The sequence below is a fragment of the Cellulomonas sp. NPDC089187 genome (genome assembly GCF_040685135.1).
Taxonomy (GTDB): domain Bacteria; phylum Actinomycetota; class Actinomycetes; order Actinomycetales; family Cellulomonadaceae; genus Cellulomonas.
The window spans coordinates 600254-621184 of record NZ_JBFBHI010000004.1 but is presented as its reverse complement, the minus strand read 5'-3'; the positions used below and the strand labels follow the sequence as shown (position 1 = coordinate 621184).

General features: G+C 71.1%; 23 protein-coding genes. 18 read left to right on the top strand and 5 right to left on the bottom strand.

The window, feature by feature from the left end:
* Positions 1 to 4 precede the first annotated feature (4 nt).
* Both AB0N78_RS14065 and AB0N78_RS14060 read right to left on the bottom strand, forming a co-directional pair.
* Positions 5 to 988 (bottom strand): TIGR03557 family F420-dependent LLM class oxidoreductase, encoded by a 984-nt coding sequence (locus AB0N78_RS14065; RefSeq protein ID WP_363391397.1) that lies wholly within the window; start codon positions 986 to 988, stop codon positions 5 to 7.
* A gap of 81 nt (positions 989 to 1069) precedes the next feature.
* On the bottom strand, positions 1070 to 1927 hold the full coding sequence (locus AB0N78_RS14060) for an SDR family oxidoreductase (protein ID WP_363391394.1): 858 nt from the start codon (positions 1925 to 1927) through the stop codon (positions 1070 to 1072).
* A 151-nt stretch (positions 1928 to 2078) separates the two neighbouring features.
* Here AB0N78_RS14060 and AB0N78_RS14055 point away from each other — a divergent pair, with 151 nt between their 5' ends.
* From AB0N78_RS14055 to AB0N78_RS14025, 7 genes are all read left to right on the top strand, one after another.
* On the top strand, positions 2079 to 2453 hold the full coding sequence (locus AB0N78_RS14055; protein WP_363391391.1) for a helix-turn-helix domain-containing protein: 375 nt from the start codon (positions 2079 to 2081) through the stop codon (positions 2451 to 2453).
* 168 nt (positions 2454 to 2621) lie between these two features.
* Positions 2622 to 2906 (top strand): hypothetical protein, encoded by a 285-nt coding sequence (locus tag AB0N78_RS14050; protein WP_363391388.1) that lies wholly within the window; start codon positions 2622 to 2624, stop codon positions 2904 to 2906.
* A gap of 140 nt (positions 2907 to 3046) precedes the next feature.
* Entirely contained in the window at positions 3047 to 3973 is a 927-nt protein-coding gene (locus AB0N78_RS14045; RefSeq protein WP_363391385.1) for an FKBP-type peptidyl-prolyl cis-trans isomerase, read from the top strand.
* 66 nt (positions 3974 to 4039) lie between these two features.
* Complete coding sequence (locus tag AB0N78_RS14040; protein ID WP_363391382.1) at positions 4040 to 4504, top strand: hypothetical protein; 465 nt, start codon at positions 4040 to 4042, stop codon at positions 4502 to 4504.
* A 56-nt stretch (positions 4505 to 4560) separates the two neighbouring features.
* A complete protein-coding gene (locus AB0N78_RS14035) occupies positions 4561 to 5151 on the top strand; it encodes a class I SAM-dependent methyltransferase (protein WP_363391379.1) in 591 nt (196 codons plus the stop codon).
* A 59-nt stretch (positions 5152 to 5210) separates the two neighbouring features.
* On the top strand, positions 5211 to 5834 hold the full coding sequence (locus AB0N78_RS14030; protein WP_363391376.1) for an L-threonylcarbamoyladenylate synthase: 624 nt from the start codon (positions 5211 to 5213) through the stop codon (positions 5832 to 5834).
* A gap of 135 nt (positions 5835 to 5969) precedes the next feature.
* Positions 5970 to 6650 (top strand): uracil-DNA glycosylase, encoded by a 681-nt coding sequence (locus AB0N78_RS14025; RefSeq protein WP_363391489.1) that lies wholly within the window; start codon positions 5970 to 5972, stop codon positions 6648 to 6650.
* A 110-nt stretch (positions 6651 to 6760) separates the two neighbouring features.
* Here AB0N78_RS14025 and AB0N78_RS14020 read toward each other — a convergent pair whose 3' ends face one another.
* On the bottom strand, positions 6761 to 7654 hold the full coding sequence (locus AB0N78_RS14020) for an SDR family oxidoreductase (RefSeq protein ID WP_363391373.1): 894 nt from the start codon (positions 7652 to 7654) through the stop codon (positions 6761 to 6763).
* Positions 7655 to 7817: 163 nt separating this feature from the next.
* Between AB0N78_RS14020 and AB0N78_RS14015 the strand changes: the two genes are divergently transcribed.
* The 6 genes from AB0N78_RS14015 to fni are packed head-to-tail and all read left to right on the top strand — an operon-like array spanning position 7818 to position 13586.
* Complete coding sequence (locus tag AB0N78_RS14015; protein WP_363391370.1) at positions 7818 to 8054, top strand: hypothetical protein; 237 nt, start codon at positions 7818 to 7820, stop codon at positions 8052 to 8054.
* Entirely contained in the window at positions 8045 to 9397 is a 1353-nt protein-coding gene (locus AB0N78_RS14010; RefSeq protein WP_363391367.1) for a tripartite tricarboxylate transporter permease, read from the top strand. Before AB0N78_RS14015 ends, AB0N78_RS14010 begins: the two co-directional genes overlap by 10 nt.
* A 7-nt stretch (positions 9398 to 9404) precedes the next feature.
* The gene (mvk, locus tag AB0N78_RS14005; protein ID WP_363391364.1) at positions 9405 to 10376 is read left to right on the top strand and encodes a mevalonate kinase; all 972 of its coding nucleotides are present in this window, start codon (positions 9405 to 9407) and stop codon (positions 10374 to 10376) included.
* The gene (gene mvaD / locus AB0N78_RS14000) at positions 10373 to 11389 is read left to right on the top strand and encodes a diphosphomevalonate decarboxylase (RefSeq protein WP_363391361.1); all 1017 of its coding nucleotides are present in this window, start codon (positions 10373 to 10375) and stop codon (positions 11387 to 11389) included. Before mvk ends, mvaD begins: the two co-directional genes overlap by 4 nt.
* On the top strand, positions 11386 to 12462 hold the full coding sequence (locus AB0N78_RS13995) for a phosphomevalonate kinase (RefSeq protein WP_363391358.1): 1077 nt from the start codon (positions 11386 to 11388) through the stop codon (positions 12460 to 12462). The genes mvaD and AB0N78_RS13995 overlap by 4 nt, the downstream gene beginning before the upstream one ends.
* Before the next feature lie 38 nt (positions 12463 to 12500).
* Positions 12501 to 13586, top strand: a complete 1086-nt coding sequence (gene fni, locus AB0N78_RS13990) for a type 2 isopentenyl-diphosphate Delta-isomerase (RefSeq protein WP_363391356.1) — start codon at positions 12501 to 12503, stop codon at positions 13584 to 13586.
* A 133-nt stretch (positions 13587 to 13719) separates the two neighbouring features.
* Here fni and AB0N78_RS13985 read toward each other — a convergent pair whose 3' ends face one another.
* Both AB0N78_RS13985 and AB0N78_RS13980 read right to left on the bottom strand, forming a co-directional pair.
* Positions 13720 to 14373: a response regulator transcription factor gene (locus AB0N78_RS13985; protein WP_363391353.1), complete on the bottom strand. Its 654-nt coding sequence runs from the start codon at positions 14371 to 14373 to the stop codon at positions 13720 to 13722.
* A 20-nt stretch (positions 14374 to 14393) separates the two neighbouring features.
* Positions 14394 to 15512, bottom strand: coding sequence for a histidine kinase (locus AB0N78_RS13980; protein ID WP_363391350.1), 1119 nt, complete (start codon positions 15510 to 15512; stop codon positions 14394 to 14396).
* A 799-nt stretch (positions 15513 to 16311) separates the two neighbouring features.
* On the opposite strand from AB0N78_RS13980, the gene AB0N78_RS13975 reads away from it, so the two are divergent.
* The 5 genes from AB0N78_RS13975 to AB0N78_RS13955 all read left to right on the top strand — a co-directional run bounded on the left by AB0N78_RS13975 (position 16312) and on the right by AB0N78_RS13955 (position 20921).
* On the top strand, positions 16312 to 16968 hold the full coding sequence (locus AB0N78_RS13975) for a DUF4352 domain-containing protein (protein WP_363391347.1): 657 nt from the start codon (positions 16312 to 16314) through the stop codon (positions 16966 to 16968).
* Positions 16969 to 17060: 92 nt separating this feature from the next.
* A complete protein-coding gene (locus AB0N78_RS13970; RefSeq protein ID WP_363391345.1) occupies positions 17061 to 18185 on the top strand; it encodes an NADH:flavin oxidoreductase/NADH oxidase in 1125 nt (374 codons plus the stop codon).
* A 179-nt stretch (positions 18186 to 18364) separates the two neighbouring features.
* Positions 18365 to 18673: a hypothetical protein gene (locus AB0N78_RS13965; RefSeq protein ID WP_363391342.1), complete on the top strand. Its 309-nt coding sequence runs from the start codon at positions 18365 to 18367 to the stop codon at positions 18671 to 18673.
* Complete coding sequence (locus AB0N78_RS13960) at positions 18670 to 20352, top strand: alpha/beta hydrolase (RefSeq protein WP_363391340.1); 1683 nt, start codon at positions 18670 to 18672, stop codon at positions 20350 to 20352. Before AB0N78_RS13965 ends, AB0N78_RS13960 begins: the two co-directional genes overlap by 4 nt.
* Entirely contained in the window at positions 20349 to 20921 is a 573-nt protein-coding gene (locus AB0N78_RS13955; protein ID WP_363391337.1) for an LppA family lipoprotein, read from the top strand. Before AB0N78_RS13960 ends, AB0N78_RS13955 begins: the two co-directional genes overlap by 4 nt.
* The last annotated feature ends 10 nt before the right edge of the window (positions 20922 to 20931 follow it).

The following is a 20931-nucleotide window of genomic DNA, read 5'->3' as shown; positions in this document are numbered from 1 at the left end:
GCGGTCATGATTCCAGAGCCGGAGCGGCGGCCCGGAGCTTGTCGAGCAGCGGACCAGCAGCCTCGTCCAGGAACCGCTGCTGTGCGGCGTCGCCGACCTGGACCAGGGCGATGTCGGTGAACCCAGCCTCCCAGTACGCGGACACCGCCTCGACGATGGCGTCCAGATCCGGTCCGCAGGGGATGGACTGAGCGACATCCTCGGGTCGGACGTACTGGGTCGCCGCGTCGAAGGCCTCGGTGGTGGGCAGGTCCGCGTTGACGTGCCAGCCACCGGCGAACCAGCGGAACTGCTCGTGTGCACGCTGTGTCGCGACCTCCGGGTCGGGGTCCCAGCTGATCGGGATCTGACCGATCGCGCGCGAGGGGCCGTCGTGGGCGTCGTTCCAGCGCTGGATGAGCGAAGACTCCGGGTCGGTGGCGACCAGGTGGTCGGCCAGCGGGGCGAAGCGGGAGATCGACTGCGCGCCGGAGACCGCCACCGCAATCTCGACCGGGTCCTCCGGCAGGTCCCAGAGCTGCGCGGAGTCGGTGCGGAAGTGCACGCCGTCGTAGGTCAGCCGCTCACCCTCCAGCAGGGAACGAATGACCTCGATGGCCTCCTCAAGCATGTCGTGCCGCTCGCCGACCGCGGGCCAGCGCTCTCCCACCACGTGCTCGTTGAGGTTCTCCCCGGCACCGAGTCCGAGCGTGAACCGCCCGCCGGAGAGCACGCCGAGAGTGGCGGCCTTCTGGGCGACGACTGCCGGGTGGTAGCGGACGGTGGGACAGGTCACGTAGGTCATCAGGTCAACCCGGGATGTCACCTGGCTGACCGCGCCCAGCACCGACCAGGCGTAGGGCGCATGGCCCTGCTCCTCGATCCACGGGAAGAAGTGGTCGGAGCTGACCTCAAAGTCGAATCCCACCCGCTCGGCATCGGCGGCGTACCGCACCAGCTCCCGCGGGCCGGACTGCTCGGTCATCAGGGTGTAGCCGAATCGCGTCATAGGACGACCCTCACCCCGGACCTGTCACCGCGCACCCGGAGACGGGCCGAGGGTGCCTGACCCCGGCCCGTCCGCGTGGGCTCAGCCCCGGGCGGCGCGCAGCGCGTCCACCAGCGGCGTGGTCGGACGACCGATCAGCCGGGACAGCTCGCCGGTGACCTCCGCCAGCTCCCCGGTCGCGACCCGCTCGTCCATGGTCAGCAGGAACCCGATGGTCCCGGCGTCCACCCCGGCGGACTCCAGGCCGGCGCGGCGCTCGTCGAGGGTCACCCGCTGGTAGGTCACCGGGCGGCCCAGCACCTCGCTGGCCGCGGTGGCGAGCTGGTCGAAGTCCCAGGCCTGGTCGCCGGTGAGCTCGTAGACCGCACCGTCGTGCCCCTCAGTGCGCAGGACGACCGCAGCAGCAGCCGCGTAGTCGTCCCGGGCGGCGGAGGCGACCCGACCGTCCCCGGCAGCGGCGACGATGGTGCCGGACTCGGCGGCCTGCGCCAGATCGCCCAGGTAGTTCTCCGAGTACCAGCCGTTGCGCAGCAGGGTGATCACCAGGCCGGACTCCCGGAGCATCGCCTCGGTCTCGACGTGCTCGGGTGCGACCGGCAGCGTGGAGCGGTCGGCGCGCAGCACGGAGGTGTAGACGATCCGGCGCACCCCGGCGGTGACGGCGGCGTCGATGGCGTTGCGGTGCTGGGCGGTGCGCTGACCGACCTCGGAACCGGACACCAGCATCAGGGTGTCGGCACCGGTGAAGGCCTCGACCAGGCTGTCCGGTCGGGTGTAGTCGGACTCGACCACCCGGACCCCCTGCTCGGCCAGGTCAGTCAGCCGCTCGACCCGGCGACCGGTGGCGGTGATCTGCTCGGCGGGCATCCCGTCGGCAAGCAGGTGCTGGACGATCAGGCGGCCGAGCTGGCCGGTGGCCCCGGTGACGACGACAGACATGGGAACTCCTTGCGAACGTGGCCGGGCGGTCCGGCGACCAGCGACAACGCGGCATCGGCGCTCAACCCTTCCGGATCACAGGTACCCACTTTCTGGTCAGGTGCTGTCGCCACGGTAAGGATCGAGGTCACAGCGGCGTACTGTGAGCGGCATGACCATCGTCGACTCCCCACGGTCCCTGCTGACCGCGCTCAAGGCGGACGGAGTGCTCCAGCAGGGCTGCCCGAGCCGGACCGTGCTGGATCACATCTCCAGCAAGTGGGGGGTGCTGGTCCTGGTGGCGCTGGCCGAGCGGGGACAGCGCTGGGGTGAGCTGCGCCGCAGCGTGGAGGGGATCAGCGAGAAGATGCTCGCCTCCATCCTGCGCACCCTGGAGCAGGACGGGCTGGTGCACCGGGAAGCCCAGCCGACCATCCCGCCACGGGTCGACTACTCGCTGACCACACTGGGTGAGGAACTGGCCACCGTGCTGCTCCCCCTGGTCGCGTGGGTCGCCCAGAACGCGACCCGAATCGTGTCCGACTGACCTACTCAGTCCAGCCACACACACCACTCAGATCCGCCCAGATCGTCTTGCGTCCACCCCGATCACTACCCAGGTCTGGCCCGATCCACCGAAGCCTGTGATCCCCGGGCGAAGACTGGGCGTCGACACCGCCACCCCGGGCCGTGTCCTCAGCCGCGGAGGTGGACGATGCACGCACGCCAGTCGACAACGACCCGGGTGGACCTGCCCGCCGCACACCGCGGCGTCGTGGCGGTGACCGCCGAGCAGGCAGCCGACCTCTACCGCGCACTGCGCGAACTCGACCAGTGGCAGCGGGCCAGCGCGCTTGACGGTGCCCCGGTGGACATCGAGCAGGAGTGCCGCACCCAGACCGCGCTGCTGATGGTCGAGCTGATCGCCGCACGCGGCGGGGAGATCTCCGCCGAGCTGGCCTCGGTGCTCGCGGCTCTGGGGCTGGCCCGCCTCGGCTGACCCAGGACTGGCCCGGCCTCGCCTCGAGCTGGCCTGGGACTGATCGAGGCACCGATCGGCACAGCTCGCCGGTCTACCATCGACCCCGCCCGGCCTCGGCGTCCTGCGTCGACGGCCCGCCCCTGACGTAAGGATTCTCTGTGCGCCGTACGGCTGCCGTCATCATCGCCGCCACCCTGCTGCTCGCCGGTTGCTCCGGCGGCGGTGAGGACCCCGCGCCGTCCGCCAGTGCGTCGAGCAGCGCGAGCGCCGCCTCCGGTTCACTGGACGACGTCACCGTCACCGGTGAGCCCGGTGAGGAGCCGCAGATCACCGCCGAGTGGCCCTTCGAGCTGAGCAAGGAAGCCGCCAAGGTGGTGGACGCCGGCGACGGTGAGCAGATCGCCGACGGGCAGCTGATCAGCATCCACCTGCGCGCGGTCAGCGGCATCGACGGGGAGGACCAGGGCGGCTCCTACGCGGGTGCCCCGCAGAGCTACTGGCTCAGCGACCAGGCCACCACCGGTCTGCCAGCGGTGCTGTCCGACACCCTGATCGGTCAGCAGGTCGGTGCCCGCGTGCTCTACGCCGGACCGGGCACCGCCGCCTCCGGCGATGACGCCACCCTGATCTGGGTCGTCGATGTCACCGCCGCGCAGAACGTGCTGGACGCCCCCAGCGGCGAGGCAGTCACCCCGCAGGACGGCCTGCCGACGGTCACCCTGGCCGACGACGGTGAGCCCTCGATCACCCCGGTTGACGGCGAGGCCCCGACCGACCTGATCGTGCAGCCGTTGATCGAAGGCACCGGCCCGGAGGTCACCGCCACCGGCACCGTGGTCGCGAACTACAGCGGCTGGCTGTGGGACGGCACCGCCTTCGACTCCTCCTGGTCGCGCGGTGCGCCGACCGCGTTCGGCCTGAACCAGGTCATCGCGGGCTGGACGCAGGGTCTGGCCGGGCAGAAGGTCGGCAGCCAGATGCTCCTGGTCATCCCGCCGGAGTTGGGCTACGGCGACGAGGACACCTCCTCGATCCCGGGTGGGTCGACGCTGATCTTTGTGGTGGACATCCTCGCCGGGAGCTGACGAGCGGGATCGGTGCGATCCCTCTAGCGTCGAGGGGACCCACCCGTCGGCGATCAGGGAGATCCGATGAAGCTCCGCCACCTGCCGCTCCGCCTCGGAGCCGGCGCGTACATCCTCAACTCCGGGCTGGACAAGCTGTCCGCCTCCGACGATGCCGCCTCGGGCTATCACGGCATGGCCGCGGGCGCGTTCCCGGTGTTCAAGGACGTTGACCCCAAGACCTTCACCACCGTGCTCGCGGGGACGGAGGTCGCATTGGGTGCATCCCTGCTGGTGCCGGTGCTGCCCCGGACCGTGGTCGCCGCGGGATTCACCGCGTTCTCCGCGGGGCTGGTCGGGCTGTACCTGCGCACCCCGTCGCTGCACCGCGGCCCCGGCGACTACCGGCCGAACGCGGACGGCATCGGGGTGGCCAAGGACGTGATCATGCTCGGGGCTGCCGCGTCGTACCTGCTGGACGCGCTGGGTTCCAAGGCGAAGAAGTCCGCGAAGAAGGCCTCCAAGAAGGCCAGCAAGGCGCTGCACCACTGAGCGCGGTCGGGCGGGGCTACGCTCGGCCCCGCCCGACCCCGCGATGAAGGAGAACCATGCGCCAGCCGACCCGCTGGGAGCAGATCGGCCAGGCCAACCCGGACCGCTCGGTCTGGTACATCGAGCGATTCCGCACGATGGCCGCACAGGGCGCGGACCTGGCCGGTGAGGCGCGGATGATCGACGCCATGGTGCCGCGCGGGTCACGCATCCTGGACGCCGGGTGCGGACCGGGCCGGGTCGGTGGCGAACTCGCCGCCCGCGGACATGTGGTCACCGGTGTCGACGTGGACCCGCTGCTGATCGAGGCCGCCCGCACCGACCACCCGGAGTCGACCTGGCTGATCGGCGACCTGGCCGAACTGGAGCTGGATGAGCGCTACGACATCGCGGTGATGGCCGGGAACGTACTGACCTTCGTTGCGGAGGACACCGAGGTCGAGGTGCTGCGCCGGCTCGGGAACGTGCTGACCGCCGAGGGTCGCCTGGTGATCGGATTCGGGGCTGGGCGCGGGTACGCCTTCGAGCAGCTGACCGGCGATGCCGAGGCGGCTGGGCTGCGGATCGATCACCGGTTCAGCACCTGGGACCTGCGGCCGTTCGGGCCGGAGTCGGAGTTCCTGGTGGCCGTGCTGTCCCGCGCCTGAGCTGCCCCCAGGCGATCCGCCACGGGCCGTCATCGGCGGTCCGGCCTACGCTCGGAGGCATGGCCCGCTACCTGGACGTCCACCCGCACGACCCGCAGCCCCGCGCGCTGGCGCAGACGGTGGCGGCGCTCCGGGACGACGACGCGCTGATCGCCTACCCCACCGACTCCGGCTACGCGCTGGGCTGCCGGATCGACTCCACCACCGGGCCGGTCCGGATCCGCACCCTGCGCCACCTGAACGACAAGCACCACTTCACCCTGCTGTGCAGCGACTTCGCGCAGCTCGGCCAGCTGGTGCACCTGGACAACGGGCCGTTCCGCGCGATCAAGGCGGCGACCCCCGGGCCGTACACCTTCATCCTGCCCGCCACCAAGGAGGTGCCGCGGCGGTTGGCCCACCCCAAGAAGAAGACCGTCGGCGTGCGTATCCCGGACAGCCGACTGGTCCAAGCACTGCTGCGAGAGCTGGGCGAGCCGCTGCTGTCCTCCACGCTGATCCTGCCCGGCCAGGACGCCCCGATGATCGACGGCTGGACGGTCAAGGAGGAGCTGGACCACCAGGTGGATCTGGTGATTGACACCGGCGAGTGCGGCACCGAGCCCACCACGGTGATCGACTGGTCCGACGGCTTCCCCGAGGTGGTGCGGGTCGGGGCGGGTGACCCCGACCGGTTCGCGTGAGCAGGTCGGCCGTGGGCCTCACTGACGGGCCCGTCCCGCGACGCGACCTGGGTCCCCGCCGTGAGTCCTGAACCGTCACCCCGGGTCCCCGACGACCCGGACTTCCCCGCCGCGACCGCTCCCCGGGCGCTCGACCTGCTGGAACTCGACGGTGCCATCGCCGAGTGCCGGGCCTGCCCACGCCTGGTCGAGTGGCGTGAGCGGGTCGCGGTGGACAAGCGCGCGGCCTTCCGTGACCAGACCTACTGGGGTCGACCGGCACCGGGCTTCGGTGATCCGACCGCAGGCATCCTGATTGTCGGACTCGCCCCGGCCGCCCACGGCGCGAACCGGACCGGGCGGATGTTCACCGGCGACCGCTCCGGGGACTTCCTGTTCGCCGCCCTGCACGCCGCCGGACTAGCCAACCAGCCGACCAGCACCCACCTCGACGACGGGCTACGTCTGACCGGGGTCCGGATCACCGCCCCGGTGCACTGCGCCCCGCCGGAGAACAAGCCCACCCCCGCCGAACGGCAGCGCTGCGGACCCTGGCTGGCGCGGGAGCTGGAACTCGTGCAGCCGCGCGTCGCAGTGGTGCTCGGGGGGTTCGGCTGGGACGCACTGCTGCGCACCCTGGACGAGCAGGGCTGGCAGGTGCCCCGTCCACGGCCCCAGTTCGGGCACGGTGCGGAGGTGACGCTGCGGCGCGACGACGCGGAGCTGACCCTGCTGGGCTGCTTCCACGTGAGCCAGCAGAACACCTTCACCGGGCGGCTGACCCCGGCGATGATCGACGTGGTGCTGCGCCGGGCTCGGGTGATCGCCGGGGTGTGAGCCCCGCGCGAGTTCGGTGCTTCGGCACCGAGGTCGGACGCCCCCGCACCGAACTGGTGACTGGAGCACCGAACTCGGGGCGAGGGCGGCCCCAGGGGCCCAACCCGCGGTCAGGGCAGAGGGCGTCCGCCGGTGACGCCAATCCGGTCCCCGGTGATGTAGCTCGACTCCTGGGAGGCGTAGAACACGTAGGCGGGGGCCAGCTCCGCGGGCTGACCGGCGCGGCCCAGCGGGGTGTCCGCACCGAACTGCTCGACCTTCTCCTCCGGCATGGTCGCCGGGATGAGCGGGGTCCAGATCGGGCCGGGGGCGACCGCGTTGACCCGGATGCCCTGCTCGGCGAGCTGCTGGGCCAGGCCCTTGGTGAAGTTCCAGATCCCGGCCTTGGTGACCGCGTAGTCGAGCAGCTGCGGGCTGGGCTCGAAGGCCTGGATCGAGGTGGTGTTGATGATGCTCGCCCCAGCGGACAGGTGCGGGAGCGCGGACTGGGTGATCCAGAACATCGCGTACAGGTTGGTGCGGAACGTCCGGTCGATCTGCTCGGTGGTCAGGTCGGCCAGCCCGCCGTCCTGCGACATCTGGAACGCGGCGTTGTTGACCAGGATGTCCAGCCCACCGAACTCGGCGACCACGCTGTCCGGCAGTGACCGGGCATGCGCCTCGTCCCGGATGTCACCGGGCAGGGTCAGCACCCGACGACCGGCCTCACGCACCCAACGCGCGGTCTCCTGCGCGTCATCCTCCTCCTCGGGCAGGTAGGCGATGGCGACATCCGCGCCCTCCCGGGCGAAGGCGATGGCCACCGCGCGCCCGATCCCGGAGTCGCCACCGGTGATCAGTGCCCGCTTGCCCTCCAGTCGACCGGACCCGACATAGGTCTGCTCGCCGTGGTCCGGCTGCTGCGCCATGTCCTCGGTGTGGCCCGGGTGCGCGATGGTGTGCGCGGGCTGCTCCGGGGTCGGGTGCTGGGTGCGAGGGTCCTGGGGGGTGGTCTGGTCGCTCATCCCTCCATCCTGCGGACTTCCTGGCTGACCGCCACTGGTGACAGGAATCACCCGGGTCTGCACAGCCCGAACACACCCGTGCCACGGCACATGCCACCCCCGCGACCTAGGGTTATCCGCGGCGCGGGACCTGTGAGCCCGCGATGGACCTCATGGAGGGCACGTGCACGACGGCGACTACGTCGAGATCTGGGGTGACCGGCTCTCCCTGCGGGATCTGCTGATCGCCCTCGCGGCCTGCGCGGTGCCGACGGTGGCCGCGGTGCTGATCGGCACGGCGGTCGGCGGACAGCTGCTGTTCTGGGGGCTGGGTGGTGCCGCCCTCGGCTTCCTGATCGCGTGCCTGGTGATCACGCCCAAGCGTGACGTGCAGATCGTGGACGACTCCGAGTGGAGCTGACCGCGCTCGCGCCGATGGTGCTGGCCGCACTGGCCGCCGTCGTGCTCTACACCCTGATCGGGTTCGTGCCGGGCACCGACGAGACGTCGGTGCTGCTCCCGGTGACGCTGACGTTGGTGCTGGCGGGGGTGGACCCGCAGGTGGTGCTGGCGTTCTTCATCGCCGCCGTGGTCACGCTGAACCTGACCAACTCGATCCCGACCGCGCTGGTCGGGCTACCCGGCGGGGTGCTGTCCGCGCCGATGATCGACCATGCGCTCACCCTCAAACGCGAGGGCTTGGCCGCGCAGACCATCCGGAAGATGGCCGCCGGGTCGGTGATCGGCACGCTGGTGTCGGTGCCGCTGGCGCTACTGATCGCCGGTGCGCTGGCGCCCTTCGCGGAGGATCTGCGCCAGCACGGGTCGCTGCTGTTCGTGATCGGTGCGGTGGTGCTGGCACTGATCGGCAAGAACCGGTTCGTCTCGCTGCTGTCCATCGTGCCGCTGATCCTGCTGTTCCAGGGCGTGCAAGCCCTGTACCGGCAGGTCGGGGTGATCGAGCCGGACGCGACCATCACCGTGTCGTTCTTCCTGTCGATCACCGCCGGGCCGTTGCTGGTGTCGCTGTTCGAGGTGCTGAACCCGACGCTGCGGGCGGCGATGCCCCGCTTCGGCCGGACCCCGGTGCGGATCAGCCGGGAAGAGCTCAAGGGCCAGTCGCTCAGCCCGCGCAAGCTCCTCACCCGCGCCGAGCTGGGCACCAGCGCAGCGGTCTCCGCGGTGTCGACTCCGCTGTTCTTCTTGAGCCCGGTGGCGTTGACCTTGCTGCTGGGTGAGGCAGCGGGTGCGCGGGCAAAGGACCCGGGTCAGCGGTCCAGCCGGGCGATCACGGCGATGGCCGCTCTGGCGCACTCGACCTACCTGGCCGGGTTGATCATCCCGCTGCTGGCGATCGGTCTGCCACTGTCCCCGGTGGCGGTCGGCCCGGCGAATGCGCTGTTCAACGCCCCGCCGGTGTTCACCCCTGACCACAACATCCACCACATCCTGAGCACGCCGCAGTTCATCGTCGCGGTCGTCGTCGGTGGGGCCATCGCCCTGGTGCTGTCCTATGTACTGGCGGTCCGGTACTCGTTCCGGCTCACCGCCATCGTGACCCGGAGAGTCCCACACGAGGCCGTGCTGGCTCTGTTCCTGGTGTTCGTCCTGCTGCTCGCGTACCTGGACGCGGGCTGGATCAATGTCTTCGCCGTGCTGCTGGTCGGCCTGACCTGCGGCACTCTGAACCGGATGGGCGTCAGCTACGGGGTGCAGTTCATGTCGCTGTACGCCGGCCCGTGGCTGATCACCCAGCTGATGTGAGGAACCGATGATCGAGAACCGCACCGGCACGGGGCACACCCGCGCCAAGGTGATCCTGACCGGGGAGCACGCCGTGGTCTACGGCGAGCCCGCCATCGCGCTGCCCCTGGCCAGCCTCCCGATGCGCGCCACCGTGCGGCGCGAGCCTGGTCCGCTGGGCATCGAGTCGGTGCTGTACTCCGGCGAGCTGGCCGACGCCCCGGAGGAACTGTCCGCACCACGCGCCGCCATCGAGGCAACCCTGGACTTTCTCGGACTGCCGCACCGTGACCTGGTGCTGAGCACCGAGTCCAGCATTCCGGCCGCCCGGGGACTGGGATCGTCGGCGGCAACCGCGGGGGCGCTGGCGCTGGCCCTGGCCGATCTGGCCGGGCGAAAGCTGACCGCGCAAGAGCACTTCGATCTGGTGCAGGTCGGCGAGCGGGTCGCACACGGCAGCCCCTCCGGCCTGGACGCCCGGACCACCGCGTCGACGGTCCCGGTCTGGTTCCAGGGCGGGGCGATGCGCCCACTCGATCTGCATTTGAAGGCGCACCTGGTGGTGGCCGACACCGGGGTGCACGGCCGGACCCGGGTCGCGGTGGCGGATGTCCGCTCCTTCCGCGAGCGCCACCCGGCTCGTGGCGCGCAGCTGATCACCGAGCTGGGGCAGATCACCCGCGGCACCGTCGAGGACCTGCGCCTGGACCGGCCGGTCGAACTGGGCGCACGGCTGACCCAGGCGCACCACGCGCTGGCCGAACTCGGGGTGAGCTCTCCGGAGCTGGACCGGTTGCAGCGGGCGGCGTTGGACGCGGGCGCGCTGGGGGCCAAGCTCACCGGCGGTGGCCAGGGCGGATGCCTGCTCGCGCTCGCCGGTGACGCGGCCTCCGCTGGTACGATCGCGGCTGCCCTGCGCCGCTCGGGCGCTCCGCACACGTGGTTGCATCGGATCGACGCGCGGCAGCCCGCCGCCCCCTCTCAGGTGCCCCTCGCATGACTGCTCCCGCGACCGCCGTCGCCCACGCCAACATCGCGCTCGCCAAGTACTGGGGCAAGCGCGATGAGGCCCTCGCCCTGCCGGCCACCTCCTCGCTGTCGCTGACGCTCGACGCGTTCCGCAGCACCACCACCGTGGTGCCGGACGACCCGGAGGCGCAGGCCGCCGGCGCGGATGTCGCCACCCTGGACGGCGCTCCGATGACCGGGAACTCACTGGACCGGGTGCGCCGGTTCTTGGACCTGATTCGCGAGCAGGCGGGTGGCGGCGGGTACGCCCGGGTCACCTCCACCTCCACCGTGCCGATCGGTGCCGGACTGGCCTCCTCCGCCTCCGGCTTCGCGGCGCTGGCCGGTGCCGGGGCACGCGCCTACGGTCTGGACCTGGACGAACGCGGGTTGTCCCGCTTGGCCCGTCGTGGCTCCGGGTCGGCCTGCCGGTCGGTGTTCGGTGGTCTGGTGGTGTGGCATGCGGGAGTGGACGACGCCAGCAGCTACGCCGAGCCCGTCCCCGGCGGTGAACCCGGGGGCGCACTGGACCCGGCGATGGCCGTCGTCGTCCTGAACCCGGGCGTGAAGTCGATCTCCAGCCGGGAGGCGATGCGCCGGACCGTGCAGACCTCCCCGTTCTTCAGCGGGTGGGTGGAGTCCACCGAGCAGGACGTCACGCTCATGCTGGAGCGAGTGGCCGCCGGTGACCTGGCCGGGCTGGGTGAACTGGCCGAGTCCAATGCGCTACGGATGCACGCCACGATGCTTGGTGCCCGCCCCCCGGTGCGGTACTGGACCGGGCAGACGGTCGCGGTGCTGGACGAGGTCGCTGCGCTGCGCGCCGAGGGTCTGCCGTGCTGGGCCACCATGGACGCCGGACCGAACGTCAAGGTGCTGTGCGCCGCCGCCGATCTGGAGCGGGTCGCCACCGCACTGGCCAAGGGCCTCGACGGCGACCAGGACCGCCTGGTGATCACCGCCCGCCCGGGCCCCGGGCTCAGCGTGGCAGGGGTGAGTGCATGATCGAGGCACGGGCGCACGGGAAGCTGTTCGTCGCCGGGGAGTATGCGGTGGTCGAGGCCGGGTATCCGGCGATCCTGATCGCCGTCGACCGGGACATCACCGTCCGGTTGGCCCCTGCTGAGGACGCCGGATCGATCACCTCCGACCAGTACGGGCGGTTGCCCATCGTCTGGCGGCGCAATGGGCACCGGGTGGTACTCGACCACGACTCGCGCCCCTTCGACTACGTGCTGGCCGCCATCGCCGTGGTGGAGCGCTACGCCACCGAGCAGGGCCGGGCGTTGTCCTTCTACGACATCACCATCAGCAGCGAGCTCGACGACGACTCCGGGCGGAAGTTCGGCCTGGGCTCCTCCGCCGCCGTCACCGCCGCCACCGTCCGGGCGCTGGACACCTTCTACCAGCTGCATCTGGAGACCGAGCTCCTGCTCAAGCTCGCCCTGCTCGCCACCATGCGGGTCAACCCGATGGGCTCCGGCGGGGATGTCGCAGCCAGCCTCTACGGCGGGTGGATCCGCTATGCGGCGCTGGATCGCGAATGGGTGCGGCTGCGGTTGGAGACCGGCACCCCGCTGACCGACCTGCTTGCCGCCGACTGGCCGGGCCTGTCCGTGCGTCGCTTGCCGACCCCCCGCACGATGGACCTGGTGGTGGGGTGGACCGGGCAACCCGCCTCCACCACCCGCCTGGTCGAGGCGATGCAGTCCCGCAAGGGAGCCGACGAGTCGCACTACCCGGACTTTCTGGCCGAGTCGCGGGACACCGTGGACGCCCTGGCTGATGCCATCGCCCATGACGACGCCCCCGCCGCCAAGGTCGAGCTGCGCCGGGCCCGTCGGCTGCTCACCGCCCTGGCCAGCGCCGCCGGGGTCGACGTGGAGACCCCCGCCCTGCGTGCACTCTGCGAGGGTGCCGACGCGGTGGGCGCCGCGGCCAAATCCTCCGGTGCCGGTGGCGGCGACTGCGGGATCGTGCTGGTCGACCGGGGCAGCGACCTCACCCCGATGATCCGCGCCTGGGAGTCGACCGGGGTGCGGCACCTGGATCTGCACGTCGCGGAGCCGACCCCGTGAGCGGGCCCGTCGACCCGGTGACACCCGCACCGTCCCCCGTGCCCCACGGACCCACGGCGACCCCCGCCGAGCAGGACGCCGCGCGTAAGGCCGACCACGTGCGCCTCGCCTCCGCCCAGCACGCCGAGCCCGGCCCGCACGACCTCGACCACGTGCGCCCGATGAACCACCCGCTGACCGCCGGGAACCGCGCCGCCGTCGACCTGTCCATCCACGGCCGAGTGCTGCGCTGGGGCGTGCCGCTCTACATCAACGCGATGACCGGCGGCACCGCGCACACCCTCACCATCAACCGCGCCCTGGCCCGCGCCGCGCGGGAGACCGGCGTGCCCATCGCCAGCGGCTCCACCGGCATCCTGCACCGCGAGCCCGCCGCTATCCCGTCCTTCCGGGTGCTGCGCGAGGCCAACCCGGACGGGTTCGTGATGGCCAACATCAACGCGAACCTCAGCCCCGAGCAGGCCCGCCGGTCGGTGGAGATCCTGGAGGCCGACGCGCTCCAGATCCACCTCAACCCGGCGCAGGAGATCGTGATGCCGGAGGGTGACCGCGACTTCACCCGCTGGTCGGACAACCTGGCCGCCATCGTCACCGAGGTCGGCGTCCCCGTGATCGCCAAGGAGGTCGGTGCCGGAATGTCCCGTGGCACCGTCACTGCCCTGCGCGACCTGGGCGTGGCTGCTGTCGACGTCTCCGGACGCGGCGGCACCGACTTCACTGCCATCGAGTCCGATCGGCGCACCGACGGCGGCATGCCCTACCTGGCCAAGTGGGGGCAGTCCGCCGCCGAGGGACTGCTCGACGCCGCCGGGACCGAGGTCGACCTGCTGGCTTCCGGCGGACTGCGCCACCCGCTGGACGCGGTCCGCGCACTCGCGCTGGGGGCTCTGGCGGTCGGAGTCGCCGGCGGGTTCCTGCACACGCTGCTGACCGACGGGGAGGCCGCCCTGGTCGCCCGGATCGAGACCTGGCTGAGTCAGATCGGCGACATCATGACGCTGCTTGGTGCGTCCACTCCCGCCGAGCTGCGTCAGACCGATCTGCTGATCACCGGGCCGCTGCGGGAGTTCTGCGAGCTGCGCGGGATCGACGCGGGGGCCTACGCGCGGCGGTCGGGGCTGTAGAGGCGGTGCACGCACGTCATCCCGCACTCGCACGAGCGCTCATGGCGATGCCCTTGCTGCTGACCGCCTGCGGGTCGGGCCGAGGGGGTCCAGGTCGCTGTGACGGGCATGGCGCGCTGCTCCTGAAGCGCGATCAGCCCTCGGTCAGCCCCGCCCGGTCCACCAGCGTCGCCAGCTGCACCCGGTTCTCCAGCCCGAGTTTGGTCATCGCCCGGGCCAGCTGGGTCTTCACCGTGGCCTCGCTGACGAATGCCCGCGCCGCGATCACCGCATTGGACATCCCCTGCGCCACCGCCACGGCGACCTCGCGTTCCCGGTCGCTCAACACCTCGAGTCGACGCCGGGCCTCGGCCTCACGACGGGCACCGGTGTCCGCACCGACGTGGTCGACCAGCGCGCGGGCCGCCCGGTCGGACAGTCGACTGCCCCCGGCGGCCACGGCTCGGACGGCATCGGCGATCTCGGCCGGAGCAGAATCCTTGGCCAGATAGCCGCGGGCTCCGGCATGGAGTGCGGCGATCACCAGATCCTCCGCATCGAACGAGGTCAGGACCACCACGGCGGGCGGGTCCGACAGTCGGGTGACCGCAGCGGTGGCCTCGACGCCGGACATCCGGGTCATCCGCAGGTCCATCAGGACCACGTCCGGACGGTGCGCCTGCACCGCGGCGACCACCTCGTCACCGTCGGCGGCGTCGCCGACCACGGTCACGCCCTGCTGCTCCAGGATGGTGCGGAGCAGCGAGCGGACCAGCGCGTCGTCGTCCACGACCAGAACCCGGGTCACGCAGCCAGGGTAGTGCGAGCTCAGTCCGCCGCGGGCCAGGGAAGATGCGCGGTGAGCACCCAGTTCTCGCACTGGGGTCCGGCCTCGACTGTGCCGCCGACTGCCGCGACCCGCTCCCGCACCCCGAGCAGTCCGGTGCCCGATCCTGGCGCGCCCACCGGGGACGGTGGCAGCGGGTTCACCACCCGCAGATGCACGCCAAGGCCGGGGCCCGCCCGCAGATCCAGATCGATCCGACCACGCGGCGCGTGCTTGATCGCGTTGGTCAACGACTCCTGCACGATCCGGTACACGGCCCGGGTCAGCGCGGGTGGGGCGTCCTCACTGCCGGTGATGAACACATTTGCTGCCACATCCGCGCCGGACTCCCGGGCAGTGGCGATCAGCTCGGGCAACTCGGTCAGTGTGCGGCCGGGGCCCGGTCCGGCGGTGAGCGACATCTGCCCGGTGCGGAGCACACCGATCAGGTCGCGCATCTCCTCCAGGGCCTGGTGGGTCGATGAGCGCACCGACTCGGCGGCCTCCTGCACGCTGGTGTCCCCGCTGACCTCCAGGGCGGCGGCGCGCAGTGAGACCACGGACAGGTGATGGGCGACGGTGTCGTGCAGTTCCCGGGCGATCAGATCACGCTCGTCCTGTCGACCCAGCTCCGTGGTCAACTCGGCCCGCAGTTGACGCTGAACGCTCTGCGCCTGCTCGACATTGTGCCGGTTGCGCCGCAGCAGTCCGGAGCCGATGGACATGGTGAGCACGAACAACCCGATCGCGAGGAAGGTGGGGGCGGGCCACTCGGTGTGCTCACCGGTGACCTCATCGACCGAGCTGAACAGCGAGTGCGACGGGTCGAGCAGGAAGTCACGGACCAGCGCCACGATCACAGCGACCGTGGCCAGCGCCCCTACCCAGCGCGCGGTGCGGGCCGGGCGGCTGGCGATCACCCAGGGCAGGCAGATCAGCACGGCCAGGTTGTCCAGCGGGAGCAGCAGCGTGCCGACCGCGGCGGCGACGGTGGCGGCGACCGGTCGCGTGCGTCGGAACAGGATCGTGCTGGCGATGGCCAGCGCCGCCAGGCTGAAGAGCACGAGCCACGCACCGGTGTCGGCAGCCTGGATCAGCGCCGTCCCCAGCGCGAAGAACATGCAGACCAGGAGCAGTGCGACATCGATCAGGACGCGCAGCCAGGCCGGGAGCGGACGACGAGGGCGAGGTCCGACCGCCGGGCGTGGCGTCGGGATCGAGGCGGAGGGATAGCGGCCAGGCCCGGGGCGCGGCGGGGCCGGGTGCGATACCGGACCGCTCGGGTAGAGCACCGGGTGACTCGGGTAGGGGACCGGCCCAGAGGCAGGCGGGGGCGGCACCCTCGCAGAGATCGGGCCGGGGTGCTGCGGGATAGCGCCCCCCGGGTACGGCATGGGGTACGGGGCTGGGCCGCCCGGGTGGGGGGCACCGGCGTAGGGAGACGGCCCGGGGACGCCGGGGTGGGCGGTGTACGGCGCGGGACCGGAAGCCATCGGACCTGGCCGCCTACCCGGGTCGAATGCGGGGACGCCGGGACGAGGGCCAGCTCCACCCGGATACCGCGCGGGCGCTGACGGGGCAGCCGAAGGCCAGCCGGGAACCGACCCCGACCCGTCCCGGATCGGCGCCCGCGGATCCGGTAGCGCGAACCTGTTCCTGGTCGGCCCCTCACCTCGGGTCTCCCCCGCGTCGGACCCGGCAGGCTGCTCGGGCCCGGGCACGGGTGGCGGAGTGGACATGGCCATGAGCGTAGGGGCGCTGTTCACCGGGCACGTCGTCCGTTCGGCGTGACCCGGCTCGGCGCGTGTCATCCGATCGGTCAACCGACTCGATCCGGAGCGGGGACGCGGCACGGATGAGCCGCTCGGGAGGCTGCCACCAGGCGTCACACCGACGCTGCCACCCGTCAAGGAGATCGTCATGTCGCAGCCCACCGCCCCGTACCCCCAGCAGCCCGTCCCGCCCATTCCGCCCACCGCACCCCGCCGGTCCTGGTTCGCCCGGCACAAAGTGCTGACCGGCCTGGGGGCCGTCGTCGTGGTGGCGATCGTGGCAGCGGCCGCCGGCGGCGGCGGGGACGACACCGCGCAGACACCCACGTCCCCCACCGTCGCGAACGACACCACCGCCACCACCGAGGCTCCCGCCGAGCAGGCCCCTGCCGAGCCGAAGGAGCCTACCCAGCCCGGACTGAACGAGCCCGCCGCCGATGGCTCCTTCACCTTCACCGTGACCGGCGTGGAGACCGGGCTGACGCAGGTCGGGAGCCAGTACCTGACCTCGGACGCTCAGGGGCAGTACGTGCTGGTGCACCTGACGGTGCAGAACACCGGGAACGAGGCGCAGTACCTGTTCGCCAGCTCGCAGGAGGCCACCGACACCCAGGGGCGCACCCATGCCGTCGACTCCACCGCGACCCTCTACGCCGGGGAGACTGACACCTGGGCCAGCCAGATCAACCCGGGCAACCAGGTGACCGGCACGCTCGTGTTCGACATTCCGGCCGACGCGACGCTGGACACCGTGACCCTGCACGACTCGCCGTTCTCCAACGGCGTGCAGATCCGGTTGGGCTGACCGCCGTGGCGTGCCGGGTCTGTCCACAGTTGTCAGACCCGGCGGTCGGCCGCTGCGGAACAACTCCGAGGGGCGTCGACGTTGCGCACCGCGTGAGCATCCTCCTGAGCCCCTTGACCCTGCGTGGCACGACGTTCCGGAACCGGATCTGGCTCGCGCCGATGTGCCAGTACTCCGCCGCGGACGACGGCCTGCCCACTGACTGGCATCTGGCCCACCTGGGTGCCCGTGCGGTCGGCGGATTCGGGCTGGTGCTGACCGAGGCGACTGCGGTGGTGCCGGAGGGTCGGATCTCCCCGCAGGACGTCGGGATCTGGAATGACGATCAGGTCGTCGCCTGGCGGCGGATCACCGACTTCATCCGGGCCCGCGGCGCACTCTCCGGGGTCCAGTTGGCCCACGCCGGGCGCAAGGCGTCGACCTTCCGGCCGTTCGGCGAGGGACACGGGTCGGTGCCGGTCGAGGACGGCGGATGGACGGCGGTCGGACCGACCGGTGAGCCCTTCGCCGGGTACGCGGTGCCGCAGGAGCTGCCCGAGGAGGAGATCCTGGCGGTGCCCGGGCAGTTCGCCGCCGCGGCCCGTCGCGCACTGGCCGCGGGCTTCGACCTGGTCGAGGTGCACGCCGCCCACGGGTACCTGCTGCACCAGTTCCTGTCCCCGCTGTCCAACACCCGCACCGACCGCTGGGGCGGCGACCTAGCCGGTCGGGCCCAGCTGCTGCTGGACACGGTGGACGCAGTGCGTGCCGTGCTGCCTGACGATCAGCCGCTGCTGGTCCGGGTGTCGGCCACCGACTGGACCGAGGGTGGGCTCACCGGCGAGGACACCGCGCAGATCGCCGTCTGGCTGCGCGAGCACGGCGTGGACCTGGTGGATGTCTCCACCGGCGGCAATGTGCACGCGAGCATCCCGGTCGGCCCCGGCTACCAGGTGCCCTTCGCCCGGCAGGTCCGCGACACCGGCATCGCGAGCGGCGCGGTCGGGATGATCACCACCCCGCACCAGGCGGAGAAGGTGCTCACCGAGGGTGAGGCGGATGTGGTCTTGATCGGTCGTCCCGCGCTCTACGACCCGTCCTGGCCGTTGCGCGCCGCCCGCGAACTCGGCGATGACACCCCGGTGCTGACTCACCGGCCGGGCAGCCCGGATGCGGCGGTCGTCCCCGGTCAGGTCACCGGGTGGGTGCCGCAGTACGGACGCGGCAGCTGGGACTGATCACCGCTCAGGACCGTCAGGTCGGCGCTCGGAACGCACGGTTCTTGGCCTCAGTGCTAGGTGGCACGGGCCGGAACGCCCTCAAAGCCGCACCGTCAGCACTCAAATCGCCCGACGGCTGATCGAATCCCTCCTGGGGCTCCCTACTGTCTCCCCCATCGCACGAACAGGGGGCAGACATGCAGGCCATCGAGGTACCCGCCGAGGAGATCCGCGCCGCCGCGACGCAGCTTGAGGCTGCGGTGGAGGTCGTCCGAGCCCGTCGGCACGGGGATCAGGTCGGCCAGGTCGCCGCCGCCATGCCCGGCAGTCAATCTGGGCCGCTGGCGGATCGGCTGGCACAGTCCTGGCGGCAGTGGGTCACCGATTGGTGCCGATCCGCGGACAACCAGGCCAGCCGGATGCGATCCAGCGCCACCGCCAGCATCACCACCGACCAGGACGCCCGGACCCGGTTCCAGGGCATCACCATCCCGGTGGCGCGATGACCACCCTCGCCGACGTCCTCGCCTGGCAGCCGGAGACCCTGACCGGGATCGCGGACCAACTGAACGCCGAACGTCGCGCACTGCTCGGTCTGGAACCGGACCTGGACGCGGGACGACCACCGACCGCCTGGGTCGCCCCCGCCCAGCAGCAGGCCACCCGCGCCCACCGCAGCCTCGAACTCACCCTCGCCGACGCGGTGTCCGAACTCGCCGCGGTCTTCCAGGCAGTCGACGACGCCGCCGCTGATCTGACCGCACTACGCCGGGAACTGGACTCCGTCATCGACTGGTGCGGCCCACACGGGTTCGCCGTGAACCGCAGCACCGGAGTCATCACCGACCTACACCCGGTGATCGGCGACGACGACGCCCAAGCCGACCGCGACCTCACCCGCACCGAACTCTCCGAGCGGATCGCCCAGGCCGTTCAGGCCGCCGACCACATCGACACCCAGCTCGCCGACCTGCTGCGCCGCGCACTCTCGGGCAGTCTCCACGTCGCCGGCACCGACCTGTCCGACGCCGACGCCACCGGCAGCGCCGCCGGGCAGCTCGCCGTCACCCCGCCCCCGACCGACGGCAGCGCCTACGAATCCTCCGCCTGGTGGCGCTCACTCAGCCCCGAAGACCAACAGTGGGTGCTGGACAACCACCCCGAATGGCTCGGCAACACCGACGGCATCCCCGCAGGCATCCGCGACCAGGCGAACCGGGTGCTGCTCGACCGGGAGCAGGAGCGGTTGCAATCGGAGATCGACGACCTCCAGGCGCAGATGGACGCCACCCTTGACCCGACCGAACACGAGTACCTGCGGCTCCAGATCGTCGCCGCGCAGGAGAAGCTCGACGGGATGGCGGTGATCGAGCAGATCTTGGCGTCCAGCGAAGACCGGTACCTGCTGGTGCTCGACGCGTCCGGGCCGGTGCTGAAGGCCGCGGTCGCGGTGGGGGACGTCGACGCCGCCGACCACGTGTCGGTGTTCACGCCGGGGATGGGGACGACGGTGGCGGGGAGTTTGGGGAGCTACGACGAGAACATGCAGAACCTCAAGATACTCACCCAGAAAATGCTGAACGACCTTGGGGCAGGCGAAACGGCTGCCTGCATCGCGTGGTTCGGTTACGAAACCCCAGATGTGTCGAACGTTGCGGGGACCGGCCTGGCCAAGCGCGGCGGTGCCGACCTCGCCGACTTCCTGCAGGGAATCAACGCGTCCCGCAGCGACGATCCGCACCTGACCGCACTCGGCCACTCCTATGGCTCGACCACGACCGGCTACGCGCTCCAAGAACCGACCGGCACGGACAGCGCGGTGATCTTCGGGTCGCCCGGCATCGCCACCGACAACCTCGCTGATGTTCAGGTGCCATCTGACTCGATCTACCGCATCGAGGCGCGCAACGACCCGGTCGCCGACTTCGGGCGGTTCGGCGTTGACCCGACGCTCCTGCCGATGACCGGCCTCACGTCCAGCGAGGCGACGCTCCCTGACGGCACCGTGCTGACCGAGTCCACCGGACACAGCGACTACCTCACCAACGGCAGCACGAGTCAGTACAACCTCGCGGCGATCGGCGCGGGCCAACCGGACCTGGCGTTCATGGGCGACAACATCGGCTTCGGGGATTACTTCATGGGTGGGCTCTGGGCAGGCATCGAACTCTGGGGAGGACGATGAGGCGCATCTGCATTGTGGTGATCACTCTCGTCTTCGCCATCTCTGGCTGTGGAGCTGTCCGTGACGCCATCGACCCGAACCCACCCCCCGAGTACTTGGAGCCCCCGTTGGAACAACGGCCGACGATGGAGACCGTCATTGCCGACTTCCGCCAGATGCGGGCGGAGATCATCGAGGCGTTCAACGCCGAGTTCGGCACCACCACCTGGCACGACGACAATCCGGCGTACTCCTCGACGCGTTCGGGTTGTACCGAGGAGGACCGGATCGACGGCATGGGTCAGCTCTCCCTGCCCCTGCTATCCGTCGACCGGTCCTTCCACGGAGCCGAACGCGAGCGCGCGATCGAGCTCGTCCAGCAGATCGGAGCGCGACACGGGTTCGAGACCCCCCGGACCGTCGTCAACCAGTCGCAGAACTTCTCCATCTACGCTCAGGACCAGTACGGCAGCAGCTACAACTTCGGTGGCATCGTCCACAGCAGCATCAGCATGTCCACCGGCTGCTTCTTGTGGGAGACACCCCCGGACGAGACTTGGACCTACACCCCCGACGCCCCCTCACACTGAGGTCAGCTCT

What these genes read in the sequence shown, in the direction of transcription:
- AB0N78_RS14065 (WP_363391397.1), bottom strand. Translation starts at nt 988, where the DNA reads ATGACGCGATTCGGCTACACCCTGATGACCGAGCAGTCCGGCCCGCGG.
- AB0N78_RS14060 (WP_363391394.1), bottom strand. Translation starts at nt 1,927, where the DNA reads ATGTCTGTCGTCGTCACCGGGGCCACCGGCCAGCTCGGCCGCCTGATC.
- AB0N78_RS14055 (WP_363391391.1), top strand. Translation starts at nt 2,079, where the DNA reads ATGACCATCGTCGACTCCCCACGGTCCCTGCTGACCGCGCTCAAGGCG.
- AB0N78_RS14050 (WP_363391388.1), top strand. Translation starts at nt 2,622, where the DNA reads ATGCACGCACGCCAGTCGACAACGACCCGGGTGGACCTGCCCGCCGCA.
- AB0N78_RS14040 (WP_363391382.1), top strand. Translation starts at nt 4,040, where the DNA reads ATGAAGCTCCGCCACCTGCCGCTCCGCCTCGGAGCCGGCGCGTACATC.
- AB0N78_RS14035 (WP_363391379.1), top strand. Translation starts at nt 4,561, where the DNA reads ATGCGCCAGCCGACCCGCTGGGAGCAGATCGGCCAGGCCAACCCGGAC.
- AB0N78_RS14030 (WP_363391376.1), top strand. Translation starts at nt 5,211, where the DNA reads ATGGCCCGCTACCTGGACGTCCACCCGCACGACCCGCAGCCCCGCGCG.
- AB0N78_RS14020 (WP_363391373.1), bottom strand. Translation starts at nt 7,654, where the DNA reads ATGAGCGACCAGACCACCCCCCAGGACCCTCGCACCCAGCACCCGACC.
- mvk (WP_363391364.1), top strand. Translation starts at nt 9,405, where the DNA reads ATGATCGAGAACCGCACCGGCACGGGGCACACCCGCGCCAAGGTGATC.
- mvaD (WP_363391361.1), top strand. Translation starts at nt 10,373, where the DNA reads ATGACTGCTCCCGCGACCGCCGTCGCCCACGCCAACATCGCGCTCGCC.
- AB0N78_RS13995 (WP_363391358.1), top strand. Translation starts at nt 11,386, where the DNA reads ATGATCGAGGCACGGGCGCACGGGAAGCTGTTCGTCGCCGGGGAGTAT.
- AB0N78_RS13980 (WP_363391350.1), bottom strand. Translation starts at nt 15,512, where the DNA reads ATGTTCTTCGCGCTGGGGACGGCGCTGATCCAGGCTGCCGACACCGGT.
- AB0N78_RS13975 (WP_363391347.1), top strand. Translation starts at nt 16,312, where the DNA reads ATGTCGCAGCCCACCGCCCCGTACCCCCAGCAGCCCGTCCCGCCCATT.
- AB0N78_RS13965 (WP_363391342.1), top strand. Translation starts at nt 18,365, where the DNA reads ATGCAGGCCATCGAGGTACCCGCCGAGGAGATCCGCGCCGCCGCGACG.
- AB0N78_RS13960 (WP_363391340.1), top strand. Translation starts at nt 18,670, where the DNA reads ATGACCACCCTCGCCGACGTCCTCGCCTGGCAGCCGGAGACCCTGACC.
- AB0N78_RS13955 (WP_363391337.1), top strand. Translation starts at nt 20,349, where the DNA reads ATGAGGCGCATCTGCATTGTGGTGATCACTCTCGTCTTCGCCATCTCT.